Below are 12,235 nucleotides of genomic sequence, written 5' to 3'. Positions count from 1 at the left end.
ACCCACCATGATGATGCAACAGACCCTGACCCAACTGCGCACCCTGAAGCTGGACGGCTTCGCTGACGGACTGGAAGAACAGTTGACTCAGCCCGGTGCGGCCAGCCTGAGCTTCGAGGAACGCTTGTCGCTGCTGGTCGACCGTGAAGCCAGTTGGCGTGACGATCGGCGCCGGACCCGACTGCTCAAACAGGCGCGCCTCAAGTATCCGCAGGCCGCCATCGAGGACCTCGACACCCGCTCCGGTCGAGGCGTGGACTCGCGCTCGCTCACGAGCCTGGCACTCGGCGACTGGGTCGAAGCCGGCTACAGCCTGCTCATCAGCGGCCCAACCGGCGCGGGGAAGTCATGGCTCGCTTGCGCCTTGGCGCAGTATGCCTGCCGGCGCGGGCACTCCGCGTTGTACCTGCGTGTGCCGCGACTCGGCGAGGAACTGCGCGTGCTGCACGGCAACGGCGGCTTCACCAAATGGCTGCTGCAGGTCGCCCGCGTTGATGTTCTCCTGCTGGACGATTGGGGAATGGCTCCCCTCGACGCGATGGTTCGAAACGACCTGCTCGAGATGATCGATGACCGCGCGGCGGGCAGAGCCACAATCGTGACCAGCCAGTTGCCGATCGAGCACTGGCATGGATGGATCGGTGACGAGACCATCGCCGATGCGCTGCTCGACCGCCTCATGCAGCGTCATCACCGGATCACGCTTACCGGCGAATCGCTCAGAAAGACATCCCCCAAACCCAACGTCCTGGAGCCCGAACTCGACCAGAACTGACAAGGAAATCTACAATCGACACTGCGCAACGCCCAAGCCAGCCGAATCGGTCACGTTCCCGAAATCGGCGGTCACGTTCGCCGAAATACGCAGCAATGTACAAAACGCTGCTCGGCGAACTTGTTGCCTTGAGCGCGCAAGGTGCGGTGCCAGATGCTGAGTTGCGTGCCCGTCTTGAAGCCTTGATCACCGAAACCCAGAAACGCAAACCACCGAGCAGGGCCTCCCTGGTCCGCGAGGGATTGATTGATGGAATTCGCCCCGTGCGGTCGTTGCTCGTCGCCATTGCAAAGCTGCCCTGGCAGGCCACCGGCGAGCATCCTGCCATCGAGTACCTTGCCAAGCTGCAAGCTTTATATCTCAAAGGATCCAGAAAGCTGCCAGTTGAAGTGGTGGCACCAAGTCTGGGAATGATCTGGCAGGTTTCGATCTCCAGCCCAGACCGGGAACGGGCGTTTCAGGCGTTGGAGGTGGCCACCCTGTTTGCCCTGCGCCGCGCGGTGCGCAATGGCTCGGTCTGGATTGAGCACAGCCTGAGCTTTCGGGGTCGTGCGCGCTTGTTCTTCACGGACGAGCGTTGGCAGGCAGAGTCCAAGAAACACTATGCCCGTCTATCGTTACCCAGCAAGGCTGCCACTTTCTTGAAGCCTTTGCTGGCCAGAGTAACTGCCGGTGTCGATGCGGTGGCCGCTGCAGCCCGCAGTGGCGTACTGCGCGTGGATGATGAACTCCATTTGTCGCCATTGCCCGCAGAGGACGAAGACCCAGAAGTGACCAAGCTGCGCGCGGCTTTGGATCACCGCATCGGTGAGGTTCAATTGCCGGAAGTGATTCTGGCCGTTGACGCCCAGGTGCGCTTTAGCTGGATCATGCTCGGACGTGAGCCGCGCTCTACCGACGAGCTGCTGATGGTCTATGCCGGCATCATGGCCCACGGCACCAGTCTGACTGCGGTCGAATGCGCGCGCATGATTCCGCAATTGTCTGCCACCAGCATTCGCCAGGCCATGCGCTGGGCGCGGGACGAACGGCGTCTGAGCCAGGCCTGCCAGGCTGTGCTGGAATTCATGCAGCGACACCCGATTGCCGCCACCTGGGGGCGGTCCGATTTGGCATCTTCTGACATGTGAGGTCGGTCGGAATCCGTGGACGCCAACGGGTTAAGCAGCCATTTTACTCAAATGGAATCGCTGCGTGAAAGCGGCCGGCGACAGATAGTCCAGACGCTCCTGTGTGCGCTGCCGGTTATAAAAGATCTCGATGTATTCCGTGATTTCTTTGCTGGCCTGATCGCGGGTCGCGAACTTGCGATGATAGACGAGTTCATTCTTCAGTGAGCCCCAGAATGATTCGATGGGTGCGTTGTCGAAGCAATTTCCACGTCTGCTCATTGATGCCTGCATGCCGAACTGTTTGAGCAGATTCTGATAGGCGTGGGCGCAATACTGACTACCGCGATCCGTGTGTTGTATCAGGCCCGTCGGTGGCCGGTGCGACGCGACAGCCCGAAACAGCGCCTGCATGACCAGCTGTTTTGTCATGCGCTCGCTCATGGCATAGCCGACGATCTCTCCGCTAAACAGATCCTTGAGGCCGGCCAGATACAGCCATCCCTCATCGGTCGCGATGTAGGTAATGTCACCGCACCAGGCCTGATTTGGTGCGCTCACACTGAAGTCCTGATCCAGGATGTTCGGTGCGACTGGCAGATTGTGCGTCGAGTTGGTCGTCGCCTTGAACTTGCGCTTTTGCTTGCAGCGAAGGCCGAGCTTTGCCCGCAAACGCTTGATGCGGTGAACACCAATCTGGACACCGTGGTTCGCTAGATCCTTCTGTAGCCGTTCCGGGCCGAAGGTTTGTCGACTACGCTCGTGAGCTGCACGCACCTGCGCTTCGAGCCCAGGCTCTTGTTGATCGTGCAACGACAGCGGCCGTTTGCGCCAGGCGTAGTAGCCACTGGTGGACACGCCCAGGAACCGGCACATCGGCGGCACGGGGTAATGCTGTCGCATCTGCTCAATTACGCCGTACTTCACCGCGACTCCTTCGCGAAGTACGTTGCAAACTTTTTTAACAGATCGCGCTCCATCTTCACTTCTGCCAACTCTCGCTTGAGCCGGCCCAGCTCCGCCTCGATCTCTGTCAGTGGTTTCTGGGTTTGCCCCACGGTCTCCAGCTTGCCGTCCTTTGCGGCGCGAACCCAGTTCGCCAACGTCTTCATCGATATTGACACTCGACGTGCAGCTTCAGACACGCCGACGCCGTCAGTCATTGCTAGCTTTACTGCTTCTTCACGAAATTCCTTCGTGTACACAGCCTTGGGGATTCGCTTCATCAGTGCCTCCATTCCTCAATTCTACGGAATGTTGGCGTCCACTTTTTTCGGCCGACCTCAATGATGAGCATGGAGACCACCAAACGGGTGTGGCAAGCCCGGCTTGATCCTCGGCGCAACACACCTTCCATTGGAATCTACTCCCATGTAAAAGACCGGTGGGGCATCTTCCATGCGCAGCCCTTTGTGCTCAATGAGCGCCAGGCGGGCGTGGCCATTGAAGGTGTCATCCGCCAAGAAAAGCTGGAGACCAGCCAGCTTGCTGTGGATACCCATGGCTACACCGACTTTGCCATGTCACATGCCCGTTTGCTTGGTTTTGATCTTTGCCCGCGGTTGAAGGAACTCAAACAGCGCCACCTCTTTGTGCCACGCGGCACCAAAGTGCCCGCAGAAATCGCTGCGGTGTGCGAAGCCAATGTCGACGTCGCTTTGATCGAAAAGCATTGGGATAGTCTGGTGCACCTGGCAGCCTCGGTCATGAGCGGACATGCCAGTGCGGTGGCAGCTCTTGCGCGGTTCGGTTCTGCCGCCCAGGGCGATCCAATCTATGAGGCTGGCGTGCAATTGGGGCGGTTGCTGCGTACGGCGTTTTTGGCTGACTACTTTGTCAAGGACGCTTTCAGGAACGAGTTGCGCCGGGTGCTCAATCGGGGCGAGGCTGTTAACGCCCTCAAGCGCGCCATTTATACCGGCCGGATCAGCCCGGCGCAGGCCAAACGTGTCGATGAAATGCAGGCTGTGGCCGATGCGTTGAGCCTGATGGCCAACATCGTGATGGCGTGGAATACCTCACAGATGCAGGCGGTCCTGGATCGCTGGTCGAACCGCCGCCAGGTCATTCCACCGGAACTGATCGGGAAGATTGCGCCCACCAGGCTGGAGAGCATCAACTTGCGGGGTGTGTTTCGCTTCCCGGTTGACCGCTATGCTGACCAAATCCTGCCTTCGCGGCCAAATGCATCGATAACTGGCACCAATGGATGAAACCGACCACGGTTTGACGCCACGAATCGCAGATTTGAAAGTGAACAGGAAAGTCAATGAAATCAACGATCTACCAACACCACCTCCGCGCCAGTGCTAGCTTTTCGTACCGTCACTTATTGCACTGAAAACGAGGAGACCCAGCAACGGACCCAGCGTTCGCCGTCCGGGGACAGACCCCCGCCGGGGACGATCCCGTGCACGTGGGGATGATGCGTCAGCGCCGACCCCCAGGTGTGCAGGACCAGCGTCACCCCGATCTGCGCGCCCAAATGTTTCGGATCCGCCGCGATGGTGCCGAGCGTTTCGGCGGCCACCTCGAACAACAGGCGATAGATCACCGCCTTGTTGGTGTAGGCGATGGCGCTGATCGGCGCCGGCAGGGTAAAGACCACGTGGTAATACGCCACCGGAAGCAGGTCTGCCTGACGGGCTTCCAACCAACGCTGTGCCGCCTTGGCCTGACACTTCGGGCAGTGGCGATTGCGGCAGGAATTGTAGCAGCACGTGTCCCCCCAGCGCCGCGCTGCGGCACTGTTCGATGGCCGACATGACCTTGAGCTGTCCCAGACTCAGATGCTCGCGCTGAGACCAACGCCAGGCCGGACCAAAGGCGCGGAAGATATCCGCGACCTCCAGGGTCGGACGCCCCATGGAAGGAACTCGGTGGTTCTATTCCGGGTGCAGCATCTCCAGGGGGCTGACCACTTCGCGCAGGAGGTCGGTGGCGACCTGGGTATAGAGCGCCGTCGTGTCCAATTGCTTGTGCCCGAGTAGCACCTGGATCACACGAATATCCACCTTCTGCTCCAGCAGGTGCGTTGCAAAGCAATGTCGAAGCGTGTGCATCGAGACGCGCTTGTCGATCTTCGCCTCCGCGGCGGCGGCATGGATAGCCCGGTTGAGCTGGCGGGTGCTGAGCGATTCGATCGGGTTGAGGCCCGGAAACAGCCAGCCGCCATCGAGCATCTTGCCCTGTGCGCGTGCCACACGCCACCACACTCGCAGGCGTTCGAGCAGTACTGGTGAAAGCATGGCGTAGCGATCCTTGCGGCCTTTGCCCTGTTCAACGCGCAGCGTCATGCGTTGGCTGTCAATGTCGCAAACCTTGAGCGCGACAACTTCGCTGGCGCGCAGCCCAGTTCCGTAGGCGAGCGACAGTGAGGTCGGCCGAAAAAAGTGGACGCCAACATTCCGTAGAATTGAGGAATGGAGGCACTGATGAAGCGAATCCCCAAGGCTGTGTACACGAAGGAATTTCGTGAAGAAGCAGTAAAGCTAGCAATGACTGACGGCGTCGGCGTGTCTGAAGCTGCACGTCGAGTGTCAATATCGATGAAGACGTTGGCGAACTGGGTTCGCGCCGCAAAGGACGGCAAGCTGGAGACCGTGGGGCAAACCCAGAAACCACTGACAGAGATCGAGGCGGAGCTGGGCCGGCTCAAGCGAGAGTTGGCAGAAGTGAAGATGGAGCGCGATCTGTTAAAAAAGTTTGCAACGTACTTCGCGAAGGAGTCGCGGTGAAGTACGGCGTAATTGAGCAGATGCGACAGCATTACCCCGTGCCGCCGATGTGCCGGTTCCTGGGCGTGTCCACCAGTGGCTACTACGCCTGGCGCAAACGGCCGCTGTCGTTGCACGATCAACAAGAGCCTGGGCTCGAAGCGCAGGTGCGTGCAGCTCACGAGCGTAGTCGACAAACCTTCGGCCCGGAACGGCTACAGAAGGATCTAGCGAACCACGGTGTCCAGATTGGTGTTCACCGCATCAAGCGTTTGCGGGCAAAGCTCGGCCTTCGCTGCAAGCAAAAGCGCAAGTTCAAGGCGACGACCAACTCGACGCACAATCTGCCAGTCGCACCGAACATCCTGGATCAGGACTTCAGTGTGAGCGCACCAAATCAGGCCTGGTGCGGTGACATTACCTACATCGCGACCGATGAGGGATGGCTGTATCTGGCCGGCCTCAAGGATCTGTTTAGCGGAGAGATCGTCGGCTATGCCATGAGCGAGCGCATGACAAAACAGCTGGTCATGCAGGCGCTGTTTCGGGCTGTCGCGTCGCACCGGCCACCGACGGGCCTGATACAACACACGGATCGCGGTAGTCAGTATTGCGCCCACGCCTATCAGAATCTGCTCAAACAGTTCGGCATGCAGGCATCAATGAGCAGACGTGGAAATTGCTTCGACAACGCACCCATCGAATCATTCTGGGGCTCACTGAAGAATGAACTCGTCTATCATCGCAAGTTCGCGACCCGCGATCAGGCCAGCAAAGAAATCACGGAATACATCGAGATCTTTTATAACCGGCAGCGCACACAGGAGCGTCTGGACTATCTGTCGCCGGCCGCTTTCACGCAGCGATTCCATTTGAGTAAAATGGCTGCTTAACCCGTTGGCGTCCACGGATTCCGACCGACCTCACAGTGCCGTTTGATGCTTCAGGTTGCCAGACGCCGCGATCAGGCGACCCACTTCCTCGCGGCTTAATACGACGGGGAGTCTCTGCGGGACACGAACGGGTTGCATCTTGGCCATCAGCTCGGCACGATCGAGCGTGACGTCGAAGAAGAACTTCAATCCGGCAATCGCGGCATTGAGCGAGATCGGCGAAGTGCCGGTATCGACGAGATGCAACTGATACCACCTCAGATCTTCTACGGTGGCCGTATCAGGCGAGCGGCCGAGAAACCCCGCGAATCGTTTCACGGCGCGCAGGTAACCGTTTTGTGTCTTGGCAGTGAATTTGCGCATCCGCATGTCGTCGATCATGCGCTGGCGCAGCGGACTGATGGTTTGAGTGGATGGGTTCATGGCTCGGCTCCTGTCGAAAAACGAGGCGGATTGCCTCATTCCTCAACATAGAAAACCGGGGCTTTGTCTCAACTACCCACCGGCGCCGGATCGGAGCCCCCTACCGCGCGAGCGGTTTAGTCCATTGATAGAAGCCGCCATTCAACGGTAGTGACTCATCGGCAGAAATCGGCCAAACCGGACTGTGGGAATTTAATGGAAGTGCGGCTTGCTGGATGTCCGCTTTCAACATATTCGAATACCGATTCTGGATTGGAAGGCTTGCGCTAAATCGGTTTACTATCCAGTTTGAAGACCGGATGGTTTAGCAGAAGTGAAACCCCGCATACACAAATTCCTGACACCCTATCAAGGCGACTTGAGCAAAAAGTCGGCGAATTGCGCCGCAGGACCATCGTGCAGCCCGCCGCCATCGCGACGTACAACATAAAGCGCTTTTTGTATCGGTTCGCCTGAAATTGGTATTGCGTGCAACTGTCCGTTGCGCACTTCATGGGTTACGGCCGCGGCCATGACCAGAGAAATGCCGAGGCCGGCTTGTACTGCATGTTTTACCGCTTCCGTGCTCCCCAGTTGCATCGATACACCAATCGTGCTCGCGTCAGTGCCAAAATACTGTTGCAACAGACGCCCCGTTCCGCTACCGGCCTCCCCCCCCAACAATTGCTGGCCCTTTAACAAATCACGGGGAATATTGCTCATGCCGGCCCAAGGATGGTTCGGCGGAACGATTAAGACCAGCTCTTCACGTCGCCAAACCGTTGGAACAAATCCGGGGCGGTCATCCCACCACTCCATAATTGCAACATCGATTTCAAGATTTTGCAGCTTATCGGCGATGGCGGTATTGGCCCCAATGATCACGTCCAACTCATGCGGCGAAACATCCTTGTACGATTTCAAATACGGCTGCAGCAGATATATCCCCGTATTGGAACTGGCCCCAATCACGACTGAGGTTTTTTTAAATAAGGTGCTGGCCAGTTCGTAGGTTCTTATCATGTTTTCCGCGTATGGCAGGAAGACATGGCCTTCCGGCGTCAGCGTGCTGCCTGCATTGTTGCGTGCGATCAAATTGACATTCAGCGATTGTTCCAGCCGCTTTACATGCTGCGTCACGGCTGGTTGCGACAAACCAGTATTTTTGGCGGCTTCACGAAAACCGCCGCATCTCGCAACCGCCAGAAAGGTTGCAACGGATCCCAGTTTAATCATACGGCTATACCGATGTAAATAAGGGGTTATTGATTGCGCCGACAGGTCTTTCTCCAGCCAGAGCCTGGAGGATGTTGGTTGCCGCTTGCCGCTCAATCTCTATCCGCACTTCCTTGACCGCCGACCCAAGGTGAGGTGTGAAAAAAGTCTGCAAGGTATTGTCCAGCAGGGATTGAGGAACGCTTTCCGGCCTTTCCGGCCGAGCCCATTCCTCCATCTCGAACACATCGGCTGCATAGCCGGCAAGCCTTTCCGTTCGTAGCGCCTCGACCACTGCCGATTCATCGACCACAGAACCACGGCAGGCATTGATCAGATAACTGCCAGACTGCATTTTGCCTATGGTATCGGCATTGAACAGGTGCAGGTTTTGCGGAGTCATCGGCAGCATCGGAACCACGAAATCGCTGGTTGCCAACAATTCGTCGAGGCTCAAGCGGCGTGCGCCCCATGCCTGCTCCAGATCGTCGGTCAGCGCGACGTTGTCGCAGTAAACCAGTTTCATATCGAAGGCCGAAAGCCGCCTAGCAATTGCCCTGCCCACTGCCCCCATACCTACAATGCCAAGTGTACGGCCTGTCAGTCCGATGCCATACAATTCCGGGCGCCAGCCTTGAAATCTTCCGCTGCGGATTCTGCGGTCACCTTCCATCAGATGCCGAGTCAAACCCAAAAGCAGACCGATTGTCAATTCGGCCGTCGGAATCGTAAGCAGGTCCGGCACGATGCTGAACCATATTCCACGTTGTGTGCAGGCATCAACGTCGAAATTATCGTAACCCTTGAGCGCAGCGCTGACTATCTTCAGTTTAGGGCATCTCCCAAGAAAATCCGCGTCTATAGTATCTGGCATGAAAACCATCAGCGCGTCGGCATCCTTGGCGCGTAGCAGCAAGTCTTCACGGGGAAGTGTCTCGCGCGTTGTGTTGGGAATGACATCTGCGGCGGATTGCAATAGATCGATGATCTCAGGGTGGACCCAGTGGGTAAGTACAATTTTTGGTTTCATAAAATCTTATTGCTCCTCATGTTATGGCCTGTGAGAGCTTGTAGCGGCACCGTAGCGCTTCGCTTGCATTGTCGATCAAGGCAACAAGTCCCCAAGTGATCAGGATATAGGCCATCATTTGTTGATAAAAGAATAACTGCTGCGCATTGTAAAGTGCCTGTCCGATACCACCCGCACCGATCAGCCCCATTACCGTGGCCATGCGCAAATTCCACTCAAAGCGAAACAGAGAATGTGCGGCCAGCGGCCCGAGCGCCAAGGGAAAGGTGGCGTAGGCGGAAACGGCCAGCCTGGAGGCACCTGTTGACGCCAAGGCAAGTTGTGGTGCTGGAGCGGCGTTCTCTAGAGATTCGGCGAATAGTCTTGCCAGGCAACCCGCCGAGTGGATGCCCAGCGCCCAGGCACCTGCCGTCGGGCCGACACCAGCGACTGCGATCAGGACTAGACCCCATACCACCTCCGGCACCGTGCGCAGGAACTCCATCATCCGTCGCACCGGCCAAGCAAGCCAAATCGGTGCGATATTTCGCGCGCTGCAAGTCCCCGCGATGATCGCCGCAATTATCGCGCCGCTGGTACCTGCAGCCGCCATCCATATGGTTTCCCAGATTTGCTGGGGCAACTGTGTCCATCCCCGGGCAGTCATTTCAGGCGGGAACATTTGCCCGAATACCTCTATCGCGTGTCCAAGCGCGATCATATGAGGACTATAGGCCGTCAGGGCGACCAAACCGGCGGGAATCAACGCCAACAGCCAGCGCGGGTGCTTCCTGAGCCAGAATGCAACCTGATCCAACACGGCGATCATTGTAACGAGAACAAGAATTAAGGTGGTCACGCGAGGTAAATCCAGTGCTGCCAGCGAACCAACCAACTCACTGCCAAGTCCGCCTCCGCCAACTGCGCCAACGACGATGGACGCACGCAAAGCGCTTTCAAACTCGTACGCGCCATAAGTCATTAGGTCAGCACGCTTTAGCGGCAAAAGGCCATACATGGCAATTTGCAGCCGCGAAGCGCCGGTGGCGCCGAGCGCGTCGAGTGGCCCCTTTGGTGCTGTACGCAAAATGTCTGCGAACATCTTGGAGACGATGGCAGTGTAATACAACGCAATCGCCAGCAAGCCGGCCCCCGGCCCGATGCCGAAGAGGATGACGCAGAGAATTGCCAGCGTTAAATCAGGAATGGCCCGCCAGGCTGCAAGTGCCGAAAGCAGCGTGCGCGCACCGCTCAAGCGCAGTCCCGCCGCGACTCCGAGTGGAATGCTAACGCAAAAGGCAATGAATATTGCCCCAACCGCCATCCCAATTGTTTCCATTACCGGCTCAACCAACGCAAGTAGATAGGAGGGCGTCAAAACCGGAGGAAAAAATGAAAGGAAAAGAGTCAACCCGTTCATCAGCTGGCATGCCCCAATGATGCAACTCCCTCCCGCGAGCCACCAGCCGGGTGCTTTGCACTTAACTCTATCAACGTGCCCTGCCGGACTTCGATGATGCGGTCGAAATAGCGCGCTGCAAGGTCGGGCTGATGCAGCGAGCAGATCAATGCCATGCCCCGTGAATACGCGAGGCTCGTTAATAGTCCCAAGATGTCGTTGGCAGTACCTGGATCGAGTGAGGCGACTGGTTCGTCCGCCAGCAATAACTGGGGTGCTTGAACCAAAGCGCGAGCGATGGCCACGCGCTGCTGCTCACCGCCGGACAACGCTGTAGTGGGCTCATGCAGTTTGTGCGCAAGCCCAACTGAAGCCAGCGCTGCTTGGCACTCGGCCAGTTCGTCTTGCCGCGGCCAAACCAAGTAACGCAATGCACGGCCATTAGACCAGCGGCCAAGCGCGCCAGCCATGACGTTTTGGTGCACACGTAGCGGCTCAACCAAATCATGCTTCTGCGCGACAAACCCAATTTTGCAGCGCAACTGCCTTAGCGCTGTTGCCGACAGGGAAGCCATGCTCACACCATCAAAAACAATCTGACCAGTGTGCGCTCTAATTTGGCCATTGACCGTCCGCAGCAGCGTGGTTTTCCCAGTGCCACTCGGTCCGACCAGGGCCACTCGTTCACCCCGTGCCACCTGCAGGTCGATCTGCGTCATAATAGCCGCATCGACACTTGGTGGCGCGATCGCTACTGATTTCAAACTGAGAAGGGGGGTGTTGATATGCAGAGCGGACGCCGCCAATGTCGCACCGAAATTTCCCGGATTCATCTCGATAGCTGCCGTCATCACATTAGCCCCAATTCTTTTGCTACGCGCTCGACCTCGGAATATTCATCATTATTGGCAACCACGAAATGCTTTGCGCGCAGAATTCCCAATATCTTGTCATCATGACCCGGCTCAAGGCGTAGCATCGCGTTGGAAAATTTTTGCTCCAAGTCGCGCGGCAAATCCTTTCGCGCCGCCCAGACGTAGTCCGCGAATGCTGGTGTCGTAAAGAACACCTTCATTTCGTTGCCGGGAATCTTGCCGTCGGCAATCATTGACTTGTAAACGGTTTCGTCGAGAGAGCCTGCGTCACAAGCGCCTGTTGCCACTGCCTGCGCCGTTGCAGCATGACTTCCTGTATAGCGATAAGACTTAAGATCGTGGTCGGGCAGGATGCCGGCATTTTTCATGGCCAAATAAGAAAAAAGATGACCGCTGGTCGAATTGATGTCGCCAAAACAGAAGGTTTTGCCCTTAAGGTCTTTGAGACTGTCAATCCCCGTACTTTTGCGGGTGATTAACAGCGAGTGGAATTGACGGTCAACATCGCGCTGCACTAGCGGAATGGCGCCGTAACGGGCATGCGCCTTAACGTACGTCAAACCGCCGAAATAAGCCACGTCCAGGGAACCGTTTCCGAGACCCTCTACCGTTGCGTTGTAGCTTGTGGGAATGATCAGCTTCACGGGCATGCCAAGTTGCTGCTCAAGATACTTCTGCAGAGGCACCTTTTCTTCGACTGAAACTTGGGTGGCGCCGGCATCCGGTATCATGCCGATTCGCAGCGGTTCAGCAGCAAGGGCGGGCGTCAGCGACAGCAGCAGGACAACATTAGCGGCAAGCAATGTTGTGATTTTCCGCGCAATACAAGAATTAGGTTTCAT

The 12,235-nt window shown here is 57.4% G+C and carries 8 protein-coding genes and 5 pseudogenes; 4 read left to right on the top strand and 9 right to left on the bottom strand.

The features are described 5' to 3' along the window. The first annotated feature begins 7 nt into the window (after positions 1-7). Both istB and ACN8ZM_RS41285 read left to right on the top strand, forming a co-directional pair. Positions 8-775 carry an IS21-like element helper ATPase IstB gene (gene istB, locus ACN8ZM_RS41290; RefSeq protein WP_059888203.1) on the top strand — a complete coding sequence of 256 codons (768 nt, stop codon included), beginning with the start codon at positions 8-10 and terminating at the stop codon, positions 773-775. A gap of 86 nt (positions 776-861) precedes the next feature. Continuing rightward, a pseudogene (locus ACN8ZM_RS41285) lies at positions 862-1,902 on the top strand (Tn3 family transposase); the annotation flags it as partial. 33 nt (positions 1,903-1,935) lie between these two features. Here the strand turns inward: ACN8ZM_RS41285 and ACN8ZM_RS41280 are convergent. Beyond that, a protein-coding gene (locus ACN8ZM_RS41280) for an IS3 family transposase (protein ID WP_137962692.1) occupies positions 1,936-3,110 on the bottom strand; the annotation gives its coding sequence in 2 pieces (ribosomal slippage) (positions 1,936-2,837 and positions 2,837-3,110; 1,176 coding nt in all). A gap of 54 nt (positions 3,111-3,164) precedes the next feature. Between ACN8ZM_RS41280 and ACN8ZM_RS41275 the strand changes: the two are divergent. Further along, a pseudogene (locus ACN8ZM_RS41275) lies at positions 3,165-4,097 on the top strand (Tn3 family transposase); the annotation flags it as partial. A 143-nt stretch (positions 4,098-4,240) separates the two neighbouring features. On the opposite strand, the pseudogene ACN8ZM_RS41270 reads toward ACN8ZM_RS41275, so the two are convergent. Continuing rightward, positions 4,241-4,751, bottom strand: a pseudogene (locus ACN8ZM_RS41270) (IS91 family transposase); the annotation flags it as partial. An 18-nt stretch (positions 4,752-4,769) separates the two neighbouring features. Further along, a pseudogene (locus ACN8ZM_RS41265) lies at positions 4,770-5,264 on the bottom strand (tyrosine-type recombinase/integrase); the annotation flags it as partial. A 54-nt stretch (positions 5,265-5,318) separates the two neighbouring features. Here ACN8ZM_RS41265 and ACN8ZM_RS41260 point away from each other — a divergent pair. Beyond that, positions 5,319-6,493 (top strand): IS3 family transposase gene (locus ACN8ZM_RS41260; RefSeq protein WP_137962692.1). Its coding sequence is split into 2 segments (ribosomal slippage): positions 5,319-5,592 and positions 5,592-6,493, totalling 1,176 coding nucleotides; the frame shifts between segments, so codons are not numbered across the junction. Positions 6,494-6,526: 33 nt separating this feature from the next. Here ACN8ZM_RS41260 and ACN8ZM_RS41255 read toward each other — a convergent pair. From ACN8ZM_RS41255 to phnD, 6 genes and pseudogenes are all read right to left on the bottom strand, one after another. After that, positions 6,527-6,916 (bottom strand): annotated as a pseudogene (locus tag ACN8ZM_RS41255) (site-specific integrase); the annotation flags it as partial. A 348-nt stretch (positions 6,917-7,264) separates the two neighbouring features. Further along, on the bottom strand, positions 7,265-8,131 hold the full coding sequence (locus ACN8ZM_RS41250; RefSeq protein WP_137962690.1) for a LysR family transcriptional regulator: 867 nt from the start codon (positions 8,129-8,131) through the stop codon (positions 7,265-7,267). Between the two features lie 4 nt (positions 8,132-8,135). Next, positions 8,136-9,140, bottom strand: coding sequence for a phosphonate dehydrogenase (locus ACN8ZM_RS41245; RefSeq protein ID WP_137962689.1), 1,005 nt, complete (start codon positions 9,138-9,140; stop codon positions 8,136-8,138). Between the two features lie 16 nt (positions 9,141-9,156). Beyond that, complete coding sequence (locus ACN8ZM_RS41240) at positions 9,157-10,539, bottom strand: PhnE/PtxC family ABC transporter permease (protein ID WP_011875618.1); 1,383 nt, start codon at positions 10,537-10,539, stop codon at positions 9,157-9,159. Then, complete coding sequence (locus ACN8ZM_RS41235; protein ID WP_050782032.1) at positions 10,539-11,369, bottom strand: phosphonate ABC transporter ATP-binding protein; 831 nt, start codon at positions 11,367-11,369, stop codon at positions 10,539-10,541. Before ACN8ZM_RS41235 ends, ACN8ZM_RS41240 begins: the two co-directional genes overlap by 1 nt. After that, positions 11,369-12,235 (bottom strand): phosphate/phosphite/phosphonate ABC transporter substrate-binding protein (gene phnD, locus ACN8ZM_RS41230; protein ID WP_137962688.1); only part of this gene is annotated, 867 nt, incomplete at its 5' end. The genes ACN8ZM_RS41235 and phnD, both read right to left, overlap by 1 nt.

The organism is Burkholderia aenigmatica, from assembly GCF_048627025.1.
In the GTDB taxonomy this organism is placed as follows: domain Bacteria; phylum Pseudomonadota; class Gammaproteobacteria; order Burkholderiales; family Burkholderiaceae; genus Burkholderia; species Burkholderia aenigmatica.
The sequence above is the reverse complement of the archived record's forward strand: the minus strand, read 5'-3'. Positions and strand labels throughout refer to the sequence as shown.